The sequence below is a fragment of the Amycolatopsis sp. CA-128772 genome (assembly GCF_002904295.1).
Classification (GTDB): domain Bacteria; phylum Actinomycetota; class Actinomycetes; order Mycobacteriales; family Pseudonocardiaceae; genus Amycolatopsis.
This window is the reverse complement of sequence record NZ_PPHG01000078.1, coordinates 98,257-118,706: the sequence shown is the minus strand read 5'-3', so window position 1 is coordinate 118,706 and position 20,450 is coordinate 98,257. Positions and strand designations below refer to the sequence as shown.

Sequence of the window (20,450 nt, the reverse complement as noted above, 5' to 3'; positions counted from 1 at the left end):
TGACAGGTATGCCCGGCAGGGTGAGTCCCATGAACGCATTCACCACGAAGAACTGGGAAGAGAAGATCGTCAGCGGCACCGAGGGCGGCCCCCGGGTGGCGTACGCGCACGCCACGATGGCGTACCGCGGGGTCCTCGAAGGCGGGTCGAGCTGCGACCTTCTGCTGTACTACGCGGGCGAAGGCTACGAAAGCGGGCAGACGACGTCGCCGAGCTTCGAGCGCTTCGAGGGTAAGGTCGAGGGTCGCGAAGGGACGTTCATCATCCGCCACGAGTACACGTTCGACGCGAAGGGCATCGCCTCGACGTTCACCGTCGTCCCGGGCTCGGGCACCGGCGAGCTGGCCGGGCTGACCGGCAGCGGCACCGCCGGGGGCGCGATGGGCGAGGACAAGGTCGGCTACACCTTCGAGTACGCGTTCTAGGAGCTGCCCCGTGGACCGCCGTCAGGTACTCGCCTACCGCATCGCCGAGCACGGCCTGCACCGCACGACGCCGGACGTCGCCGGCCTCGCGGTCGTCCGGGCCGGGCTGCAGGACAGCATGCGCGACACCGCGCTGCTCGCCCTGGCGGCCCGGCTCGACGGCCCGGTGTTCCTCGAGGACGAACGCCTCGTCCTGGCCTGGACGCTGCGCGGCGCGCCGCACTACCACCTCCGCGAGGACCTCCCGGAGGCGATCCGCGCGCTGATCCCGCTCGACGACGCCGACGCGCAGGCCCGGATGCTGTGGCAGCGCAAGGAAATGGCGGCGACCGGGCTGGGCGCGTCCGAAGTGGTGTTCACCGCGGCCGCGGCGTTGCGCGAGGTCGTCACGGAACCGATGACGAAGGGCGCGGCGTCGACGGCGGTCACCAAGCGCCTGCCGCCGACGTTTTCCCGCTGGTGCCGGGGCTGCAACGCGACGCACATCCAGGAGCAGCTGATGCGCATCGCGACGCCGCACGCGGGAGTCCGCCTGGTCTCGGGCGCATCCCCGGCAACCCTGGCCCCGCTGGAGGGCCGCGGCCGCATGCGCAAAACCCCCGATCCGGCGGCGGCGACGGCGGTGATCGAGCGTTACCTGCGGCTCAACGGCCCGGCATCCCCGGGCGAAGCGGCGGAGTTCGCGGGCACCGCCCGCGCGGTGGTGGACCGGACGTGGCCATCCGGCTTGGCTTCGGTGCAGGTCGAAGGCAAGACCCGCTACCTGCCCGCGGACCGGCTCCCGGCGTTGGAGAGCCCGCCGGAGCCGGAACTGGTGCGCCTGCTGCCCCCACTGGACCCGTTCATCCAGGCGCGCGACAAGGCCCTGCTGGTCCCGGACCCGGCGCGCCGCAAGGAGGTCTGGAAGATGCTCGGCAACCCGGGGGTGCTACTGGCGGACGGCGACATCGCGGGCACGTGGCGCACGAAGGGCAGCGGGGCGAAACTGACGTTCACGATGACGGCGTTCGACCCGCTGCGCCCGGCGCTGCGCGAGGAGGCGGAAGCCGAGGCGGCTCGAGTGGCGGCGGCACGGGGGTTCGAGAAGCACGCAGTCACCTGGGTCGGCTGACCACGCCTGCGGGGGCGCCCCCCGTTTTCCATTCTACCGGTGGGCACCGACAGTTCCGGTCGTTCCCAGGGCCCCGACGTGGCGCCAACGCCGCATCGGGGCACCCCAGAACCGCCCTCACAGGCTGCGCGCCTCGACGTCGCCGTAGGACGTGGTCGCCTGGATGGTCAACCCCGCCCGCCCCTCGTTCCTCAGCGAGTTCCGGATCCGGCCGTACGTCGTCCCCGCGTCGAGTGACGCCGAAACACCCTCCGCCGCGCCGACCGTGATGTCGCCCGCCTGGGTGCTCAAGACCAGGTGGCCGCTCGACGCCTCCGCGATGCGGATGTCGCCCTTGCCCGTCGTGATCTCCGCCGGGCCCGTCAGGCGGCCGACCGAGATGTCGCCCGCGTGGGCCGTCAGGTGGAGGCCGGTGGCTTTGTCGAAGACCGCCTCGCCGTGGGCGCCTTCGACCGTGACGTCGCCGAGGCGGCCGACGCCCCGCAGCGCCACGCTGGCCGACTTGGCCTCGACCGACGATCCCTCGGGCAGGGAAACGGTCACGTCGACCGCGCCGGACGGGCCGAAGTACTGGTTCTTGGCCGTGAGCGAGACCCGCAGGACGCCGTCGTCGAAGGTCACTGACGCCTCCGCGGCCGCCTTCACGTCGCGGCTCTTCGCCGGGTCGGCGGGGAGGACCTGCACGACCGTGTCCTCCCGAACCGATGCGACGAACCGGACGCGGCCGGCCGGGATCGAAAGGACGGTGGCGATGGGGACGGGGGTGGTGAACTGGTGCATCGGATTCTCCTAAGTGGTGGCTCGGTGTCTGGAACCACCATCGCCGGGCCCGCTGACACCGGAAGGCCACCGCCCTGACACGGCCGCTGACACGCCGTCAGGCGTCCACCGCCAGCCGGTACCCCCGCTTCACCACCGTCTGGACCACCTTCCCGCCCCCCAGCGAGGTCCGCAGCCGGCCGATCGCCGTCTCCACCGCGTGCTCCTCGCCTCCTCCCGGCAACGCCGAAATCAGCTCGCGCCGGGACACCACCCTCCCCGGCGACGCCGCCAAGGCGCGCAACAACGCCATCGGTGCCGGCGCCACCTCACGCCACTCGCCGTCCACGATCGCCGCCTGGCCGCGCAGCTCGATCGACCGGCCGCCCGCCCGCAGCCGGGGGGACCGGGCCACCAGGGTCTCCGCCACCGTGCGGGCCAGTGCGCCGATGCGGGCGCGGTGCGGCTGGACCGTCGGCACCCCCAAAGCCGCCAACGGTCCAGCCGTTATGGGGCCGACGCACGCCGCCACCACCGGGCCCGACACTGCCTCGACCAGTCCTGGCAGCCGGCCCGTGCGGCGGGCCAGCGCGATGAGCGACGCCGCCGCCGGGGCGCTCGTGAACGGCAGTGCGTGGATCGAGCCGTCCAGGACGCCGTCCAGGAGGCGGTCCACCGGACCCGGGTCCACCGGGCCGACCCAGCGGTACACCGAGATCTCGATGACCTCCGCCCCGGCCGCGCGCAGGGTGTCCACAAAGTACGGCAGGGGCTCCCCGTGCAGCTGCACCGCGATCCGCAGCCCGTCGACCCCCGACGAGAGCAGGTGCTGCAGCAGCTCGGCGTTGCTCTCCGACGCCGGCGAATACGCCTCCGACAGCCCGGCCGCCCGGAGCGCGCCGGTCACCTTCGGCCCCCGGGCCAGCAGCGACGCCGACGACAGGTGCGCGAGCAGCGGATCCCCCAGCCCCCAGCCCTCGGCCGCCTCCAGCCAGCCCCGGAAGCCGATGCCGGTGGTCGCGACCACCGCGTCCACCGGCGAGGCGAGCAGCCGCGCCGTCGCCGCGTGCAGCTCGGTGTCGTCCGTCAGCGGCACGATCCGGATCGCCGGGCCGTAGCGGACGCTCGCCCCCTTGCGCACCAGCAGCGCGCCGAGCTCGTCAGCCCGGCGCGCCGCGGTGATGCCGATCACGAAACCGGCCAGTGGGAGCACATCGGTCACGCGCTCTCCACTTCGACGACGCCTTCCCGCACGCGCACCTCGTACACCGGCACCGAAACGTCCGAAGCGTCCAGGCACTGTCCACTGTCGAGCGCAAACCGTTCTTTGTAGACCGGCGAGGCCACCACCGGCACACCGTCCGCGTCGCCGACGATGCCGCGGGAGAGCACCGCCGCGCCGCTGCACGGGTCCCAGTTGGACAGTGCGAAGAACCGGTCGCCGGGGAGCCGGAAGATCGCCACCTGCACGCCGCCGTCGAGCAGCGCCGCCACCCCGGCGTACTCGGGCACCGCGCCGGCGGGGCAGACCGCCGTCCAGGTTCGCTCGATCGACGTGGTCATCGCCGCACCTCCGGAACTCCCAGCATCACGGGCACTTTCTGGTCCCGCTCCTCGCGGAACGAGATCGCCGGGTCGGGCGCGCCCGGCGCGTTGACGAAGGAGGAGAACCGGGCCAGCTTCTCCGGGTCCTCGAGGACTCCCTTCCACTCGTCGGCGTAGTTGTCGACGTGCTTGGCCATCGCCGCGTCGAGGTCCTCGCAGATGCCGAGTGAGTCGTCGACGATCACCGCGCGCAGGTGGTCGAGGCCGCCGTCCAGCTCCTCGATCCACGGCGCGGTCCGCTGCAGCCGGTCGGCGGTGCGCACGTAGAACATCAGGAACCGGTCGATCGTACGGATCAGCGTCGCAGTGTCCACATCGGACACCAGGAGGTCGGCGTGCCGCGGGGTGGTGCCGCCGTTGCCGCCGACGTAGAGGTTCCAGCCGTTCTCCGTGGCGATGATGCCGAAGTCCTTGCTCCGCGCCTCGGCGCATTCCCGGGCACAGCCCGAGACGGCCGACTTCAGCTTGTGCGGCGAGCGCAGGCCGCGGTAACGCAGCTCCAGCTCGATGGCCAGCCCGACGCTGTCCTGCACGCCGTAGCGGCACCACGTCGACCCGACGCACGACTTGACCGTCCGCAGCGCCTTGCCGTAGGCGTGCCCGGACTCGAACCCGGCTTCGACGAGCCGCCGCCAGATCAGCGGCAGCTGGTCCACCGTGGCGCCGAACAGGTCGATCCGCTGGCCGCCGGTGATCTTGGTGTACAGCCCGAAGTCGCGCGCCACCTCGCCGATCACGATCAGCTTCTCCGGCGTGATCTCACCGCCCGGGATCCGCGGCACCACCGAGTACGTGCCGTTGCGCTGCAGGTTGGCCAGGTACCGGTCGTTGGTGTCCTGCAACGTCATCTGCTCGCCGCCGAGCACGTGCCCGTTGCCGAGGGTGGCCAGGATGGACGCCACCGCCGGCTTGCAGATCGCGCAGCCGCTGCCCGAGCCGTAACGGCCGATCAGCTCGCTGAACGTGGTGATCCGGGTGGCCTGGACGATCTCGAACAGCTCCGCGCGCGACTGCGGGAAGTGCTCGCAGAGCGCCTTCGACTGCTCGACCCCGGCCGCGTTGAGCAGCCGGCCCAGCAGCGGGACGCACGACCCGCAGGCCGTGCCCGCCCGGGTGCACGCCTTCAGCTTGCCGACGGTGTCGCAGCCGTCCTCGTGGATGGCCTTCGTGATCGCGCCCTTGGAGACGGCGTTGCACGAGCAGATCTGCGCCGCGTCCGGCAGCGCGTCGACGCCGACCGCGGCGCCACCGCCCGCCGGGGCGAGGATCGCGCCGGGTTCGGCCGGCAGCGGACGGCCGACCAGCGCACGCAGGGTGTTGTACTCGGTCGCGTCGCCGACGAGCACGCCACCGAGCAGCGTCTTGCCGTCGTCGGTGACGACGAGCTTCTTGTACGTCCCGGCGACCGCGTCGTTGACGGCGACTTCCAGCGCGCCTTCGGTCGTCGCGTGCGCGTCACCGAAGGAAGCGACGTCGACGCCCATCAGCTTCAGCTTGGTGGACGTGTCCGGCTCCGGGAAGGTCCCCGAACCACCCGTGAGCTGCGCGGCGACGATCTCCGCCATCGCGTACCCGGGCGCCACGATGCCGTAGACCTTGCCCTCGACCGCGGCGCACTCGCCGATCGCGTAGATCGCCGGGTCGCTGGTGCGGCAGGAGGCGTCGGTGAGGACACCACCGCGTGGGCCGAGGTCCAAACCGGACTGCCGGGCGAGGTCGTCGCGCGGCCGGATGCCGGCGGAGAACACGACGAGGTCGACGTCGAGCTCGGTGCCGTTGCCCAGCTTGGCCAGCAACCGTGAGCCGTCGGCCTCGATGGAGCTGGTGGACGTTCCCGTGTGGACGGTGACGTCGAGGTTCGTGATCATCCGGCGGAGCATCGACCCGCCGCCCTCGTCGACCTGCAGCGGCATCAGCCGCGGCGCCATCTCGACGACGTGCGGGGACAAGCCCATGTCCCGCAACGCCTTCGCCGCCTCCAGCCCGAGCAGGCCACCACCGATGACGACGGCCGAACGGCGGCCGCGGCCCGGCTTGTCGAGCGCGGCGGCGCGGATGCGGTCGAGGTCCTCGATGGTCCGGTAGACGAAGCAGCCGGCCAGGTCGTGCCCGGGCACCGGCGGCACGAACGGCCGCGAGCCGGTGGCCAGCACCAGGGCGTCGTAGGACACGACGTCTCCGGACGCTGTGGTGACCGTGCGAGCGGCCCGGTCCACCGAAACCGCCGGCTCACCGAGCCGGAGATCCACAGAGGAGTCGCCCGCGTAGTCCGAGCCGGGCAGCGCAAGCGAAGCCGGGTCCCACGTGTCCACGTAGGAGGTCAGCGCCACCCGGTCGTACGCCGGGCGCGGTTCCTCGGACAGGACGACGACGTGCCAGGTGCCGGAAGGATCTTCCGCGCGCACCGCCTCGACGAGCCGATGGGCGACCATGCCGTGTCCGGCGACGACCAGGGTGGGCATCTCAGACCTCCGCTCCCGCGAGCGCCAGACCGCGCTCACTCGTGGGCTGTTCGGCGGGCTTGCGCAGGTAGACCGCCCAGGTGACGGCGAAGCAGAGCCCGTAGAAGACGAGGAACCCGACGAAGGCGGGCACCCCGCTGTGCGCGTCGGCGAAGGACTGCCGGAACGCCAGGTTGATGAACAGGCCGCCTTCGGCGCCGATCGCGCCGGCCAGGCCGATCAGCGCGCCGGACAGCCGCCGCGCCCGCAGCAGTTCGGCCCCTTCCTCGGCGCCGTTGGCGATGGCGACCTTCGCCTTGGCGCGGAAGATGGCCGGGATCATCTTGTACGTCGAGCCGTTGCCGATGCCGGTGAGCACGAACAGCACCACGAACGCGACCGTGAACAGCACCAGCGACTTCGAGGTCGAAGCCAGGATCAGCACGACCGTGGCCACTGCCATCCCGATGAACGTGAAGAAGGTGATCTTGCCGCCGCCGATGCGGTCGGCCAGCCAGCCGCCGGTCGGCCGGGAGAACGAGCCGAGCAGCGGGCCGAGGAACGTCACCGCGGCCGCCTGCAGCGGCGTGCGGCCGAACTGGTTCTGCAGCACCAGGCCGAAAGCGAAGCTGTAGCCGATGAACGAGCCGAACGTGCCGACGTAGAGGAACGACATCACCCAGGTGTGCGGGTCCCTGACGACCTCGCGCATCGCCTTGGTGTCGCCCTTCATCGTGGCGAGGTTGTCCATGAAGAAGTACGCGCACACCGAGGCGACGACGATCAGCGGCAGGTAGACGAACAGCACCAGCCGCGGCACGGTCGCGCCCGCCGTGCCGATCACCAGCAGCCCGACCAGCTGGATCGCCGCGACGCCGAGGTTGCCGCCGCCGGCGTTGAGCCCGAGCGCCCAGCCCTTGTGCTTCTCCGGGTAGAAGGCGTTGATGTTCGTCATCGACGACGCGAAGTTGCCGCCGCCGACGCCGCCGAGGGCCGCAACCAGCAGGAACGTGCCGAGCGACGTGCCGGGGTGCAGCACGATCGCGGCCAGCGTGGTCGGGATCAGCAGCAGCACGGCCGACACGACCGTCCAGTTGCGACCGCCGAACTTCGCCACGGCGAAGGTGTAGGGCAGCCGCATCAGGCCGCCGATCAGCGTCGGCGTCGAGACGAGGAGGAACTTGTCGGCGGCCGAGAAGCCGTAGTCCTTGCCCATGAACAGGACGATGACCGACCACAGTGTCCAGATCGAGAAGCCGATGTGCTCGGCGAAGACCGAGAACCACAGGTTGCGGCGGGCGATCTTCTTGCCCGTCGACTCCCAGAACTGCTCGTTCTCGGGTTCCCAGTGCTCGATCCAGTGCTTTCCCTTGGCCGCCTTCGGGGGGTCCAGGGGGGCTTGCCCCCCGGCTGGGGTCTGGGGCTCGGCCCCAGGGATTACAGCCACGGCGTTCTCCTCAGTGCGGGTCGGGTCGGTCATTGCGCCGCGAGCCAGTTGGCGATGCCGCCGACGGTGTCGGTGCACCCGCCGCAGCCCGTCGTCGCTCGCGTGGCCCGCGCCAGTGCGGGAGTGTCGGTGGCCCCGGCCTTCCAGGCTTCGATCAGCCGGCCCTTGGTCACGTTGTTGCAGCGGCAGATCACCGCCGCCGCGGGCAGGTCGCCGGGGCTGGCCGCGGGGGTGCTGCCGCTGGGCAGCGCGCGGCCGAGCAGGACGGCGAGCCGGTCTTCCGGCAGCGGCGTCCCGCGGTCGTGGAACTGGGTGATGGTCGCGGCCGCGTCGGGCAGGCCGAGCAGGATCGCCCCGGTCACGCGGTTTTCGCGGACGACGAGCTTGCCGTACCGGCCGCCGGTGGGGTCGTTGAACGTCAGCACCTCGGCGCCGCCGTCGGACGCTTCGAGCTGCGTCTCGCCCAGCGCGGCGAGGTCGATGCCGCGGGCCTTGAGCCGGGTGACCGCCGTCGTGCCGCGGTAGCGGGCGGCGGCGTTGGTGCCGGTCAGGACGTCGGCGAGGACCTCGGCCTGCTCCCAGGCGGGCTGGATCAGCCCGGCCGGGGCGCCGGGGTGGCGGGCGCAGTCGCCGAGGGCGTGGATGCGGCCGTCGCTGGTGCGCAGGACGTCGTCGACGAGGATCCCCATGTCGACGTCGAGGCCGGCTTCGGCGGCCAGGCTCGTCTCGGCGCGGACACCGGCGGCGACCACGACCAGGTCGGCCGGGACGAGGCTGCCGTCGTCGAGCTTGAGCCCGTCGCCGGGCAGGTAGCGGGCGGCGGTGGCGCCGAACCGGAACGTCACGCCCATGCCGGTCAGCTGGCGGGCGAGCACGTGCCCGGCGGCCGGGTCGAGCTGGCGTTCCATGACGTGGCCGAGCGGGTGCACGACGGTCACCTGGTTGCCGCGCCCGGCCAGGCCGCGGGCGGCTTCGAGGCCGAGCAGGCCGCCGCCGAGCACCGCGACCGGCGCGCCGAAGCGGGCGGCGTCGAGGATCTTGGCGCAGTCGTCGAGACTGCGGAAGGCAACCACGCCGGGTCCGGCTTCGAGGCCCTCCACCGGCGGGATCCACGGGTTGGCGCCGGTGGCGAGGACCAGGGCGTCGTAGTCGACGGCGGAGCCGTCGGCCAGCTCGACACAGCGCTTCTCGCGGTCGATGCGGCCGACGTCGACACCGAGCCGCAGGTCGATGTTGTGCCGCTGCGCCCATTCGTCGTCGTGCAGGCGGACGCTCTCGGCGCTCATCCCGCCGGCGACGACGGCGGACAGCAGCACCCGGTTGTAGGCGGCGTGCTTTTCGGCGCCGAGGACGGTCAGCCGCACCCGCTCGGCGATCGGGTCGCGGCGGCGGATTTCGTCGGCGAGCCGGGCCCCGGCCATGCCGTAGCCGACGATGACGACTTCACGAGGGCTCACGCGGCACCATCCACTGTAGACAAGGACACGGCACACACCTTGAACTCCGGCATCCGGGAGACCGGGTCGAGCGCCGGGTTGGTGAACAGGTTGGCGCGCTGCTCACCCGGGAAGTGGAACGGCAGGAAGACGAGGTCGGGTTTCAACGACTGGACGAATCGCACTTTTGCCACGGTTTCGCCGCGACGCGACCGGACCAGCGCCCGATCGCCTTCTTCGAGCCCGGCACGCTTGGCGGTGTCCGGGTGGACCTCGACGAACGCCTCGGGGACGACCTCGTTGAGCTCGCTGATCAGCCGCGTCTGCGTGCCCGACTGGTAGTGCTGCAGCACGCGGCCGGTGGTGGCCTGCAACGGGAATTCGTCGTCCGGCAGCTCGGCCGGACCGGTGTGCTCGACCGGCACGAACCGCGCGCGGCCGTCCGGGTGGGCGAACGTGTCGAGGAACATCCGCGGCGTACCGGGGTGGTCGCTCTCCGGCACCGGCCAGTGCAGGGCCTCACCGTCGCGCAGCCGGTCGTAGCTGACGCCGGAGTAGTCGGCGATGCCGCCCTTCGACGCGATCCGCAGCTCCTCGAACACCGTCTCGGCGTCGGCCGGGAACCGGCCGTCCGGCTGGCCGAGCCGCCCGGCGAGTCCGCTGAGGACGTCCAAATCGGACCGGACACCCGGCGGCGGTGTCAACGCCCGGCGCCGCAGCAGGATCCGGCCTTCGAGGTTGGTGAGCGTGCCGTCCTCTTCGGCCCACTGCGTGACCGGCAGGACGACGTCGGCGAGCGCCGCGGTTTCCGACAGCACGAAGTCGGCGACGACCAGGAAGTCCAGCGACGTCAGGCGGTCCTGGACACGCTGCGAGCGCGGCGCCGAGACGACCACGTTGCTGCCGAAGACCATCAGTGCCTTCGGGCCGTCCTCCTGGCCGAGCGCGTCGAGCAGTTCGGTCGCCGAGCGGCCGGGGCCGGGCAGGCTGTCCGCGTCGACGCCCCAGACGCCGGCGACGTACTCGCGTGCGACGGGGTCGTCGAGCTTGCGGTAGCCGGGCAGCTGGTCGGCCTTCTGGCCGTGCTCGCGGCCGCCCTGGCCGTTGCCCTGGCCGGTGAGGCAGCCGTAGCCGGAACCCTGGCGACCGGGCAGGCCGAGGGCCAGCGCGAGGTTGATCCAGGCGCCGACGGTCGCGGTGCCGGTGGCGTGCTGCTCGGTGCCGCGCGCGGTGAGGACGTAGGCGTTGCGGGCGTTGGCGAGCTTCTCGGCGGCGAGTCGCATGTCGGCGGCCGAGACACCGGTGACGCGCTCGGCACGCTCCGGCCACCAGCTCGCGGCGATCCGCCACATCTCGGCGAAGCCGCTCGTCCGGTCGTCCACATAGGACCAATCGAGGTGGCCGCCTTCGACGACGGCGTGCAGGATGCCCAGCGCCAGCGCGAGGTCCGTGCCGGGCGCGGGGGCCAGGTGCAGACTGGCCAGCTCGGCGGTCGGGGTGCGCCGCGGGTCGACGACGATCAGGTCGCTGCCGCGCAGGTGCTGGGTGAACGGCGGCATCGTCTCGGCCGGGTTCGCCCCGGCCAGCAGCACGACGTCGGCGTCCTTGAGGTCGGTGACGGGGAACGGCATCCCCCGGTCGGCCCCGAACGCCTTCATCCCCGCGGCGGCGGCCGACGACATGCACCACCGGCCGTTGTAGTCGATCTGCGAGGTACCGAGCGCGACCCGGGCGAACTTGCCCAGCAGGTACGCCTTTTCGTTGGTCAGCCCGCCGCCGCCGAAGATCGCGACCCCGTCCGGACCGTGTGCGTCCTGGATTTCGGCCAGCTTGCGGGCGACGTAGTCGAGGGCGAAGTCCCAGCTGACCGGCTCGAGTGCACCGTTCACGCGCAGCATCGGCGTGGTCAGCCGCTTCGGGCTGGTGAGGAGCGAGCCGGACGTCCAGCCCTTCTGGCACAGGCCGCCGGCGTTGACCGGGAAGTCCCGCGGCGTGACGCGGGTGCCGTCGAGGCTCATCCCGCACTGCAGGGCGCAGTACGGGCAGTGGGTGTCGACCTGCGGCATCGGGCACCTCCTCGGCGTTTCGGGCTTGCCCTGACGCTAAGGAGGCCTTGTTAACCGGATTCGACCGAATGTTTCAGGCAGTTGACATTACGGCTGTGTGTCCGGCGGTCAGCCGGTGAGATCGCTGTCCACCTGGCGGGAGTGCGGAGGTCAGCGCCGCATTGCCGGGATGACCCGTGGGCTTTGCGATGTGGGTCACAAGACGCCGGACACCTCGCGCGCCGCCGCGCGCAGGCCGTCCAACGATGCCTGCGTCGAGCGGGGGTTCAGTGCGTTCGACGCCAGTCGGAACAACACCGCGCGCAGCAGCAGCTGTGGCCACTCCGGCAGGTGCGCCCAGCGTTCCAGCAGGTCGCGGCCCGCTCCGCCCCATGCGAGCGCGTCCACCGCGACGATTGCCGCGCCGTACTCGCCCGGGCGGTAGTACGGCACGAAGTCGACCAGACCCGGGCCGGCATCGCCGTCGAACAGCAGGCCCGCCAGCAGCTCGCCGTGGGCCACCTGTGCTGGGAGGCCGATCGGCCGGCGCGCGCCGGCGAGGACCTCGAACCAGCGGCCGCCCTTCGTCTCCTCCAGGGGGACCTCGAATTCCTCCCACGCCACGCGGTCGGCCACCGCGTCGACGTCCTTGCGGGCGTCGAGGAAGTCCGGCCGGGGCAGGCCCACCGTCGCGCGGTGCAGCTTGACCGCCGCCAGCACCGAGGCGTCGCCGCGGTGCTCCGGCGTGCCGGGGATGAACCTGGATGCCGTCCAGCCGCCGACGATCCAGCGGCCGTCCGTCGAGCGGGCCGGCTTGCCGACCCGCAAGTCCGGCTCGCGGACGTAGTCGAGCGCGTGCGCGGTCCACAGCGTCCGGACCTTGTCCGTGACCGGCTTGAGCACGAGGTCGCCGACGCGCCACGCCGTCGAGTCCGGCAGCCGCTCGGCGACGCCGGCGGGGCCGCCGAAGGCCGCGCAGACGTGCGCCGGAGGACGTTCGAGGGTTGACCGCACGAGCGTGACGTTACCCGGCCGGGGGGTTCCACGAATGAGAAGACGCGCTGCTCACACACGGTTTCCCGGCCGGGCGAACACCCACTGTCAGTAGGTCGGCAGGCTCGGGTCGATCTGCTTCGCCCAGGCGAGCACGCCGCCGCCGAGGTGCGTCGCGTCCTTGAAACCGGCCGCGTGCAGGGCGGCGAGGGCCTCGGCGGACCGGGCACCCGACTTGCAGTGCAGGACGATCGGCTTGTCCTGCGGCAGCTCGGCCAGCGCCTCACCCGAAAGGATCCGGTCCTTCGGGATCAGCGTTGCGCCCTTGATGTTGACGATCTCGTACTCGTGCAACTCGCGGACGTCGATCAGCGCGAAATTCTCGCCGCTGTCGAACTTGGCCTTGAGCTCCGCCGGCGTGATCGTGCTGCCCGACGCGGCCGAAGCAGCCTCGTCGGACACGACCCCGCAGAACGCCTCGTAGTCGATCAGCTCGGTGATCTTCGGCGTGTCCGGGTCCTTGCGGATCTTGACCTCGCGGTACTTCATCTCCAGCGCGTCGTAGCTGATCAGCCGCCCGAGCAGGGTCTCGCCGATGCCGGTGATGAGCTTGATCGCCTCGGTCACCATGATCGAGCCGATGGACGCGCACAGCACGCCCAGCACGCCACCCTCGGCGCAGGAGGGGACCATGCCCGGGGGCGGCGGCTCCGGGTAGAGGTCGCGGTAGTTGAGGCCCTTGCCGTTCGGCGCGTCCTCCCAGAACACGCTGACCTGGCCTTCGAACCGGAAGATCGAGCCCCAGACGTACGGCTTGCCCAGCAGCACCGCGGCGTCGTTCACCAGGTAGCGCGTGGCGAAGTTGTCGGTGCCGTCGACGATCAGGTCGTACTGCCCGAAGATCTCCAGCGCGTTCGAGGAGTCCAGCCGGTCGGTGTGCAGGTGCACCTTGACCAGCGGGTTGATCTCCGCGATCGACTCCTGCGCGGACGCGGCCTTGAGCTTGCCGACGTCGGACTGGCCGTGGATGACCTGGCGCTGCAGGTTCGACTCGTCCACGACGTCGAAGTCGACGATGCCGAGCGTGCCGACCCCGGCGGCGGCCAGGTACAGCAGCGCGGGGCTGCCGAGGCCGCCGGCCCCGATCACCAGGACCTTCGCGTTCTTCAGCCGCTTCTGCCCGTTCACCCCGACGTCGGGGATGATCAGGTGACGGCTGTACCGGGCCACCTCTTCCTTGGTGAGCTCGGCAGCCGGCTCGACGAGCGGCGGCAGTGCTGACATGGGTCCTCCATCTCGCGCGCGTATCGCGTCCATCCCACTATGCACAACGCGCGCAGGCAAATAAGCCTTCCCGGTTCCACATTGCGGGACAGCGCTACTGCTGCGGCTGCGGGGTGGGGTTCGGCCAGGAGTTCGTCTTGCAGATGCGGCCGTCCTTGGCCACCTTGCCCTTGTCGCCGCCGGGGATGTCGTTGAGCATCGACACGTAGTCGTCGGAGACGCCGAACGACTGCTGCATCATCACCGGCGCCGGCTGGTCGGTGCCGGGGCAGCCGACGTGCTGGTTGCCCAGGGCGTGCCCGACCTCGTGGTTGATGGCGTACTGCCGGTACCCGGTCATGTCGGGGCCGTACGCCTTGGCGCCGCGCACCCAGCGGGCCAGGTTGATCAGCACCCGGCCGAGGCTCTTGCGGTAGCAGGAGGCTTCGAACTTGATCTGGAACCCGCAGGCGTTCGGCCGGTGGGTGGTCTCCGGCGTGGTGAGGCTCACCCTGAACGACGGGTTCGGGAAGTTGACGTCCACCCGCTGGAACGCGATCTTGCCGTCCCAGGTCCAGCCCTGGGTGGGGTTCGACAGCGTGCCCTGGACGGCCGTGGCGAAGGCGTCGTCACCGGCGTAGCTCGCCGGGTCGATGCCGTCCTCGACCTCGACGGTGTAGGTGTACAGCTTCCCGTTGCCGATCTTCGGGCCGGTGCCCGGAACGACGTGCCACTTGCCCGCGCCCGCCTGCGTGAACGGGATGCCCTCCGGCAGGTCCGCGGTCGGCACCTTGAGGTCGACCGGGGTGGCTGGGTTCTCCGGGATGGGCTGCTCGCCGTTGCCGTCGATGGCGCCGCCGGAGCCGTCGCCGCCCGCCGGGTCGACGCCGGTCGCGGACTCGCCGGCCCCCTGCTCGGCGATCGGCTGGGCCGGGCTGTTGGCCGTGTTGACCACGACGAGCACGGTCAGCACGACCAGGATCGGCAGGGCGTAGACGCGCCAGCCGTAGGTCTTCGTCAGCTTCGCGATGCCCGACTTCGACGGCTCCTCGGCCGGCTCCTTCGGCCGCGGCTCGACCTTCGGCTTCCAGGACGCGCTCAGCGGCTCGGCGCTGGTCCGGCGACCGCCGGGGCGGTAGCGGTCCTCGTCGACGCGCTGCGCCGGCGCCTTGGCCGGGCGGTACTGGCCGGTGCGGGGGTGGTCCTCGGCGTCCGGCGTCCGGCGGGCCGACGCGCGGTGCGGCGTCCGCCGATCTTCGCCTCGCGCGTCCTGCTTCACCCGGTCCACCGCACCAGAGTGCCACAGCGCCACCGAACCGTTATCGGCGACTGGCGCATCATCGGGTGAACCCGCCGTCACCCGATCGGCCTACCAAGTGCCCGCTTCGACGTGCTCCCACATGCCCAGGACGGCCTTCGCGACGACGACCGGGCGCTCCATCTGCGCCACGTGCCCGGTCCGCGGGAGCACCAGCAACCGGGCCCGCGGGATCGCCCGCGCGGTCCGCGCGGCGCGCTTCACCGAGATGACGCGGTCCTGCCGGCCCCAGACGACCAGCGTCGGCGCCTTGACGAGCGGCGCGACCGACCACAGCGACGCCTTCCCCAGCGTCGACCACGCCCGGAAGATCGCGAACGTGCTGCGCGCCATCGCGGGCGCGGCCCAGGCGAATCCGGCGCGGGCGCCGTGTTCCTCGGTCAGCTCGTCGAGCCGGCTCTGCGGGAACCGCGACGGATCGGCGAAGCACAGCTTGATGACCTGCGCGGCGCGTTCCCGCGGTCCGAGCGCGGCCAGCTGGGCCCGCACGCGCGCGCCGACCAGCGGCAGGTAGGCGAACGCCATCCGCGGGTCCGACAGCCGCCGCGGGTCGAGACGCAGGTCCGGCACCGCCGGCGAGATCAGCGTCAGCGTCTTGACCAGCTCCGGCTTCTGGGCCGCGACCAGCAGCGCGATCGCGCCGCCCATCGAGTTGCCGAACAGGTGCACCGGCCCGCCGACGGCCTCGATGTGCCTCACGACGACGTCGGCGTGCGCCTGGAGCGTGAAGTCGAAGCCTTCTTCGGGTTCGGAGTAGCCGAAGCCGGGCAGGTCGATCGCCGTGCCGCCGGCGACGGGGGCGAGCAGCGCGGCCAGGTCGGTCCAGTTCGTCGACGAGCCGCCGAGGCCGTGGACGTAGACGGCGGGCACGCCGTCCGGGCCCGGCGTGCGGCGGACGTGGAGCCGGGCGGTGCCGGCCTCTTCGAAGGCCGCAGGCCACGGCGGTGGGACCGGGTCGAGCGAAGGCAACGCCCTGGTCGAGAGCGGCACGTGGGTCAGCGGCGGCCGCGCCGGAGCGGGGGTGTTCACAGGTCCAGAATGCCCGACCCGTGGCACGGCATACATACCGGCGAGTAATCTTCAGGGCGACTTCACGCGGTGGCGACCCCGCCCGTCGAAGAAGCGATGACGGGAGGACGAGCATGACGGAGATGACGCGGGTGCAGCAACGTGGGGTGCGGCTGCCCCGGACCGAGCGCCGGGCCCAGCTCCTCGCCGCGGCGCAGCGGGTCTTCGCCGAGAACGGCTACCACGCCGCCGCGATGGACGAGATCGCCGAGGTCGCGGGCGTGTCGAAGCCCGTGCTGTACCAGCACTTCCCCGGCAAGCTCGATCTGTACATCGCGCTGCTGGAGAGCCACGTCGACGAGCTGGTCAAGCGCGTGCAGACGGCACTGGACTCGACCACGGAGAACCGCCAGCGCGTCCCGGCGACGGTCGGGGCGTTCTTCGACTTCGTCAGCAACGACGCGGGCGCGTTCCGGATGGTGTTCGAGTCGGACCTGCGCGGCGAGCCGGCGGTCCAGGAAGCGGTCGACCGGGCGACGACGGCGAGCGTGGACGCGATCACCGAGACGATCACGGCGGACGCGGGCCTCGACGAGGACAAGGCACGGCTGCTGGCGGTCGGGCTGGTCGGGATGAGCCAGGTCAGCGCGCGGTTCTGGCTGGCCCACCACCAGTCGATGAGCCGCGAGGAAGCGGTTGCGCTGACGGCCAACCTGGCCTGGCGCGGCATCGGCGGCGGCTTCCCCCTCAAGGACTCCTGACCCCGCCGAGGCGGCACTTTCACGTGAAAGTGCCGCCTTGGCGCCGCCTTGGTCAGCGGACGGCGGCCTTGGTGCCGCCTCGGGGTCAGCGGGCGGCGGCGCGGACCAGCGCGGAAATCCGGCGGGCCACCTCGAACGGGCGCTCCTGCGGCAGCATGTGGCCGGCGCCCGGGTAGCGCACGAACTCCGCGTGCGGCAGCTCGTCCGCGATCACCTTGGCGTGCGCCAGCGGGCACAGCCGGTCCTTCTCCCCCGCCAGGACCACCGACGGCACGTCGCACAACGCGCCCAGGCCGCCGACGCCGCGGTGGGCCGCGATCGCGTCCAGGAACCTCCCGGCGCTCGCCGGGTGTGCGGCCAGCAGCTGCTCGACGACGCTGTCCACCTGCGCACGTCCGGGGCGAACGCCGAACACGAGCCGCCGGGCGCCCGAGCGGACCAGGCCCGGCCGCAGCCGGAGCGTGTCCGACCGCAACCCGGCCAGCAGCTTCGCCACCCGCGGCTCGAACCGCGTCACGCTCCGGCCGACCAGGCCCGGGAACCCCAGCGTCAGCTGGTCCATGTCCCCCGACGACGTCGCCACGAACGCCGCGCCCGCCAGCCGGGACGAGACCAGCTGCGGGTGCCGCTCGGCGAGCACCATCAGCGTCATGCCGCCCATCGAGTGCCCGGCCAGCACCAGCGGCCCTTCCGGGACGCGGCCGGCGATCACCTCGGCCAGGTCGTCGGCCAGCCGGGCGATCGTGGCGCCACCGGGCCGGGCGGGCGCCGAGCCGCCGTGGCCGCGCAGGTCGTAGCGCAGCACGCGCAGGCCGGGGTCGAGGTGCGGCAGCACGAAGTCCCACGTCCGGTGGTCCTGCGTCCAGCCGTGGACGAGCACCAGCGTCACGGCGGAGTCCGCGGGCCCCGAGGTCACGACGTTCAGCGCGGCGCCGTCGCTCGCCACGAACCGCTGCCCGGGCGAGAGGACGGCGGTCATCGGGCCGCCGGGAGCAGGAACGACTTGCGCCAGAAGTACTTCCCGGGCAGCCCGACCAGGCCGGACTCCTGCAGGAACGGCATGATCTTCTCCCCGGCCCAGGCGATCGTCCCCTGCCAGTGCGGGTTGTTCAGCGCCGCCTCGACGCCGTCGCGTGGGCGGATGCCGACCGCTTTGTAGACGTTCGGGTTGATGAACGCCCGCGTCACGAAGTACGAGATGACCGCGATGATGAACTGCTGGTAGGCGATTTCGGCCTTCGACAGCTTCGCCATCCCGCGCGTGACCTCTTCGCGGGCGAAGGTGACGTGCCGGGCCTCTTCGAGGACGTGGATCCGGTTCACCATCCGGACCAGCGGCTGCACGCCTTCGTCGTTCATCTGCTCGCGCTGCAGCCGGTCCAGGACCTCCTCGGCGACCAGGATCGCGCCGTAGCGCGCCGGGCCGTAGGAGATCGTCGGCATCAGCTTCGCGAGCTTTCGCAGCCACGGCACCGGGCCGTAGGCGGGGCAGCCGATCCGCGACGCCATCCGCGCGAACATCGTCGAGTGCCGGCATTCGTCGGCGATTTCGGTGAGCGCGAACTGGGCGTGCGCGGATGTCGGGTCCTGCTCGTAGACCTCCTTGAGCAGCATCTGCATCAGCAGGATCTCGAACCACAGCCCGGTGGTCGCGACGCTCGCGACCTCGTGCTTGCCCAGCTCGATGCGCTGTTCCGGAGTCAGCTTTTCCCAGAGTTCGGTGCCGTAGAGCGACGAGCGCTCGTCGAGGATGAACCGCTTGCCCTCGACCAGCGGCGCGGTCCAATCGATGTCGACGTCGGGGTCGTAGAACTTGTTCGCCGACGACTTCAGCAGGCGGTCCGCGGTCTTTTCGCGGTCCGGTTCCTTCAGCGTCCGCGTCATTGCCGACACCCCTTCCGGATGTGTAACTTGAGGTAACAGTTACCTGTGCGTAGCATGACCCTCGTGATCGAACGTGTCAAGCGCACCAAGCAGCCCGGAAAGCCCTCCCGCGGCGAGGAGGCGACCGGCGACGCCCGGCGCGACCGCTGGCGCAAGCACCGGATCGCCCGGCGCAAGGAGTTCGTCGAAGCGGCGCTGCGGGCCCTCGACACGCACGGCCCGGACCTCGGCATGGAGGACGTCGCCGCGGAGGCCGGCGTCACGAAACCGGTGCTGTACCGGCACTTCGACGACAAGGCCGACCTGTACGTGGCGCTCGGCCAGCGCGGCACGGAGATCCTCTTCGAGCGGCTGATCCCGGCGATCAACGCCGAACTCGCGCCGGTGCCGCGGATCCGGATGGCCCTCGACGCGTTCTTCACCGTGATCGAGGAGCACCCGAACCTGTACCGGCTGCTGGCGCACGGGCGGCCGGAGAAGCCGGTGTCGTCGGACGTCGTGGCCGAGGACAAGGAACTGATCGCGTCGGCGCTGACCGCGCTGCTCGGCGACTACATGCGGATGTTCACCATGGACTCCGGCGCGGCCGAGCCGTGGGCGCACGGCATCGTCGGCATGGTCCAGAACACCGGCGAGTGGTGGCTGGCCCGCCGGTCGATGAGCCGCGACGCGGTCGTGGAGTACCTGACCCAGATCATCTGGGCGGCGATCGACGGGCTGACCCGCCAGAACGGCGTGGTCATCGACCCGAACCAGCCCCTGGAAGCCAACAAGGTGGTCCAGCTGGGCCGCGCCGCGGAGTCGTTGGAGGAAACATCATGAGCGAGCACGACGAAGACGGCTACAGCGGTCCGGCCACGCTGGAGCTGGACGGCGTTTCCGTACCGGTGACGGTCGAGCTGCGCGGCTACTTCCAGCCGATCGACGGCTACTACCGCTGGTACGGCCGGGTGGCGGTGAACGAGGAGCTGACCAAGCTGGCGGGCGGCAAGAAGAAGGCCGTCTCGATCCAGGCGGGCGAGCACTCGGCGACCGGGGAGCTTGCGGACCCGGACCCGTGGGGCCGGTACCGGATCACGGGCACGAGCACACCGCCGTTCCACGTCCCCACGACCCTGGAAGAGCTGAACGCCTGAGGTCAGGGCAGGCGCGGGCCCGGCAGTTCCACGCCGGGCAGCAGGCCGTTCACGATGTCCGTGGCCCGCCACTTCGGCACGGTCAGCCGGACCGCCGTGACCGGTGCGCCCAGGAACGCCGCGGCCTCCGGGACCTTGGCGACGAGCAGCTCGCGCACCCGCGCGTCCTCGTCACCGCCGACGAGCTCGGCGAACGCCTGGGCCTGCAGGAACGGCTGCATCGGCGAGCCCGTCGAGACGACGACCGAGACCACCGGGTTCTCCCGGATCGCGGCCAGCGTCCGGCCGCGGTCCTCGAGCACGAGGTCCAGGGTGAACTCGCCGCGTTCGGCGAAGTAGACCCCGCCGACCCACGGCCCGGTGCTGCCCGAAGTGGCGAGGAACAGCGACTTGTGCGCGGCGAGGGTGTTCCGCACGAGATCCGCGACGGCGGCCGGTTCGAGAGTGGTCACCGGCCGAAGCTAGGCGGCGGAAAAGCGACACTCCAAGCAGAACACCACGATCCGGTGAAACCGCCGGGCACGCGAAAGCCACCCCGGGAACCCGTCCCGAGGTGGCTCTTGCGGGCTACGAGTCAGTCGCCGACGCCGAAGCCGACCTTGCGGACGTCCGAGGGGGCGATCTCGACGTACGCGATGCGGTCGGAGGGGACGATGTACTTGCGCCCCTTCTCGTCGTTGATGCGGAAGAGCCCGTCACCGGCCGTCAGGGCCTCGGCGACCAGCTTCTCCACCTCTTCGGGAGACTGGCCACTGGACACCACCAGCTCGCGCGGCGTGTCCTTGATGCCGATCTTGACCTCCACGTGGGACCTCCGC

Annotated in this window: 20 protein-coding genes; 5 read left to right on the top strand and 15 right to left on the bottom strand. The window is 71.5% G+C overall.

From position 1 onward, the window contains the following. Positions 1–29 precede the first annotated feature (29 nt). Complete coding sequence (locus C2L59_RS31980) at positions 30–425, top strand: DUF3224 domain-containing protein (protein WP_199199353.1); 396 nt, start codon at positions 30–32, stop codon at positions 423–425. Positions 426–435: 10 nt separating this feature from the next. After that, positions 436–1,536 carry a DNA glycosylase AlkZ-like family protein gene (locus C2L59_RS31975; RefSeq protein ID WP_103353256.1) on the top strand — a complete coding sequence of 367 codons (1,101 nt, stop codon included), beginning with the start codon at positions 436–438 and terminating at the stop codon, positions 1,534–1,536. Positions 1,537–1,653: 117 nt separating this feature from the next. Here the strand turns inward: C2L59_RS31975 and C2L59_RS31970 are convergent, their stop codons facing one another. The 11 genes from C2L59_RS31970 to C2L59_RS31920 form a co-directional block, all read right to left on the bottom strand. Then, positions 1,654–2,316: a DUF4097 family beta strand repeat-containing protein gene (locus C2L59_RS31970; protein WP_103353255.1), complete on the bottom strand. Its 663-nt coding sequence runs from the start codon at positions 2,314–2,316 to the stop codon at positions 1,654–1,656. Positions 2,317–2,413: 97 nt separating this feature from the next. Further along, positions 2,414–3,517, bottom strand: coding sequence for a uroporphyrinogen-III synthase (locus tag C2L59_RS31965; protein WP_103353254.1), 1,104 nt, complete (start codon positions 3,515–3,517; stop codon positions 2,414–2,416). Next, positions 3,514–3,858, bottom strand: coding sequence for a nitrite reductase small subunit NirD (gene nirD, locus C2L59_RS31960; RefSeq protein ID WP_103353253.1), 345 nt, complete (start codon positions 3,856–3,858; stop codon positions 3,514–3,516). The genes C2L59_RS31965 and nirD overlap by 4 nt, the downstream gene beginning before the upstream one ends. Next, positions 3,855–6,362 carry a nitrite reductase large subunit NirB gene (gene nirB / locus C2L59_RS31955; protein WP_103353252.1) on the bottom strand — a complete coding sequence of 836 codons (2,508 nt, stop codon included), beginning with the start codon at positions 6,360–6,362 and terminating at the stop codon, positions 3,855–3,857. The genes nirD and nirB overlap by 4 nt, the downstream gene beginning before the upstream one ends. Position 6,363: 1 nt before the next feature. Then, entirely contained in the window at positions 6,364–7,821 is a 1,458-nt protein-coding gene (locus C2L59_RS31950) for a nitrate/nitrite transporter (protein ID WP_370444801.1), read from the bottom strand. Then, positions 7,818–9,245, bottom strand: a complete 1,428-nt coding sequence (locus tag C2L59_RS31945) for an FAD-dependent oxidoreductase (protein ID WP_103353251.1) — start codon at positions 9,243–9,245, stop codon at positions 7,818–7,820. Before C2L59_RS31945 ends, C2L59_RS31950 begins: the two co-directional genes overlap by 4 nt. Further along, a complete protein-coding gene (locus C2L59_RS31940; protein WP_103353250.1) occupies positions 9,242–11,290 on the bottom strand; it encodes a molybdopterin oxidoreductase family protein in 2,049 nt (682 codons plus the stop codon). Before C2L59_RS31940 ends, C2L59_RS31945 begins: the two co-directional genes overlap by 4 nt. 195 nt (positions 11,291–11,485) lie before the next feature. Then, the gene (locus C2L59_RS31935) at positions 11,486–12,283 is read right to left on the bottom strand and encodes a TIGR02569 family protein (protein WP_103353249.1); all 798 of its coding nucleotides are present in this window, start codon (positions 12,281–12,283) and stop codon (positions 11,486–11,488) included. Between the two features lie 87 nt (positions 12,284–12,370). Then, positions 12,371–13,546, bottom strand: coding sequence for an adenylyltransferase/sulfurtransferase MoeZ (moeZ, locus tag C2L59_RS31930; RefSeq protein WP_103353248.1), 1,176 nt, complete (start codon positions 13,544–13,546; stop codon positions 12,371–12,373). Positions 13,547–13,640: 94 nt separating this feature from the next. Continuing rightward, positions 13,641–14,813 (bottom strand): DUF3152 domain-containing protein, encoded by a 1,173-nt coding sequence (locus C2L59_RS31925; RefSeq protein ID WP_103353247.1) that lies wholly within the window; start codon positions 14,811–14,813, stop codon positions 13,641–13,643. 81 nt (positions 14,814–14,894) lie between these two features. Continuing rightward, on the bottom strand, positions 14,895–15,908 hold the full coding sequence (locus C2L59_RS31920) for an alpha/beta fold hydrolase (RefSeq protein ID WP_103353246.1): 1,014 nt from the start codon (positions 15,906–15,908) through the stop codon (positions 14,895–14,897). A gap of 77 nt (positions 15,909–15,985) precedes the next feature. On the opposite strand from C2L59_RS31920, the gene C2L59_RS31915 reads away from it, so the two are divergent. After that, entirely contained in the window at positions 15,986–16,612 is a 627-nt protein-coding gene (locus C2L59_RS31915; protein ID WP_103353245.1) for a TetR/AcrR family transcriptional regulator, read from the top strand. An 85-nt stretch (positions 16,613–16,697) separates the two neighbouring features. Here the strand turns inward: C2L59_RS31915 and C2L59_RS31910 are convergent, their stop codons facing one another. Together C2L59_RS31910 and C2L59_RS31905 are read right to left on the bottom strand one after the other, a co-directional pair. Further along, positions 16,698–17,591: an alpha/beta fold hydrolase gene (locus tag C2L59_RS31910; protein ID WP_103353244.1), complete on the bottom strand. Its 894-nt coding sequence runs from the start codon at positions 17,589–17,591 to the stop codon at positions 16,698–16,700. Beyond that, positions 17,588–18,496 (bottom strand): diiron oxygenase, encoded by a 909-nt coding sequence (locus C2L59_RS31905; protein WP_199199352.1) that lies wholly within the window; start codon positions 18,494–18,496, stop codon positions 17,588–17,590. The genes C2L59_RS31910 and C2L59_RS31905 overlap by 4 nt, the downstream gene beginning before the upstream one ends. Before the next feature lie 54 nt (positions 18,497–18,550). Here C2L59_RS31905 and C2L59_RS31900 point away from each other — a divergent pair, with 54 nt between their 5' ends. Both C2L59_RS31900 and C2L59_RS31895 read left to right on the top strand, forming a co-directional pair. Continuing rightward, positions 18,551–19,318, top strand: a complete 768-nt coding sequence (locus tag C2L59_RS31900) for a TetR/AcrR family transcriptional regulator (protein WP_103353242.1) — start codon at positions 18,551–18,553, stop codon at positions 19,316–19,318. Next, entirely contained in the window at positions 19,315–19,632 is a 318-nt protein-coding gene (locus tag C2L59_RS31895) for a DUF4873 domain-containing protein (RefSeq protein ID WP_103353241.1), read from the top strand. The genes C2L59_RS31900 and C2L59_RS31895 overlap by 4 nt, the downstream gene beginning before the upstream one ends. 2 nt (positions 19,633–19,634) lie before the next feature. Here C2L59_RS31895 and C2L59_RS31890 read toward each other — a convergent pair whose 3' ends face one another. Together C2L59_RS31890 and C2L59_RS31885 are read right to left on the bottom strand one after the other, a co-directional pair. Beyond that, the gene (locus C2L59_RS31890) at positions 19,635–20,084 is read right to left on the bottom strand and encodes a pyridoxamine 5'-phosphate oxidase family protein (protein WP_233223792.1); all 450 of its coding nucleotides are present in this window, start codon (positions 20,082–20,084) and stop codon (positions 19,635–19,637) included. A gap of 122 nt (positions 20,085–20,206) precedes the next feature. Further along, complete coding sequence (locus C2L59_RS31885; protein WP_013223016.1) at positions 20,207–20,437, bottom strand: DUF3107 domain-containing protein; 231 nt, start codon at positions 20,435–20,437, stop codon at positions 20,207–20,209. Positions 20,438–20,450: the final 13 nt, after the last annotated feature.

Excerpts from the sequence above, each read along its gene's own strand:
- C2L59_RS31980 (WP_199199353.1), top strand. The coding sequence starts at position 30 with ATGAACGCATTCACCACGAAGAACTGGGAAGAGAAGATCGTCAGCGGC.
- C2L59_RS31970 (WP_103353255.1), bottom strand. The coding sequence starts at position 2,316 with ATGCACCAGTTCACCACCCCCGTCCCCATCGCCACCGTCCTTTCGATC.
- nirD (WP_103353253.1), bottom strand. The coding sequence starts at position 3,858 with ATGACCACGTCGATCGAGCGAACCTGGACGGCGGTCTGCCCCGCCGGC.
- nirB (WP_103353252.1), bottom strand. The coding sequence starts at position 6,362 with ATGCCCACCCTGGTCGTCGCCGGACACGGCATGGTCGCCCATCGGCTC.
- C2L59_RS31950 (WP_370444801.1), bottom strand. The coding sequence starts at position 7,821 with ATGACCGACCCGACCCGCACTGAGGAGAACGCCGTGGCTGTAATCCCT.
- C2L59_RS31940 (WP_103353250.1), bottom strand. The coding sequence starts at position 11,290 with ATGCCGCAGGTCGACACCCACTGCCCGTACTGCGCCCTGCAGTGCGGG.
- moeZ (WP_103353248.1), bottom strand. The coding sequence starts at position 13,546 with ATGTCAGCACTGCCGCCGCTCGTCGAGCCGGCTGCCGAGCTCACCAAG.
- C2L59_RS31920 (WP_103353246.1), bottom strand. The coding sequence starts at position 15,908 with ATGTATGCCGTGCCACGGGTCGGGCATTCTGGACCTGTGAACACCCCC.
- C2L59_RS31915 (WP_103353245.1), top strand. The coding sequence starts at position 15,986 with ATGACGGAGATGACGCGGGTGCAGCAACGTGGGGTGCGGCTGCCCCGG.
- C2L59_RS31910 (WP_103353244.1), bottom strand. The coding sequence starts at position 17,591 with ATGACCGCCGTCCTCTCGCCCGGGCAGCGGTTCGTGGCGAGCGACGGC.
- C2L59_RS31905 (WP_199199352.1), bottom strand. The coding sequence starts at position 18,496 with ATGACGCGGACGCTGAAGGAACCGGACCGCGAAAAGACCGCGGACCGC.
- C2L59_RS31900 (WP_103353242.1), top strand. The coding sequence starts at position 18,551 with ATGACCCTCGTGATCGAACGTGTCAAGCGCACCAAGCAGCCCGGAAAG.
- C2L59_RS31895 (WP_103353241.1), top strand. The coding sequence starts at position 19,315 with ATGAGCGAGCACGACGAAGACGGCTACAGCGGTCCGGCCACGCTGGAG.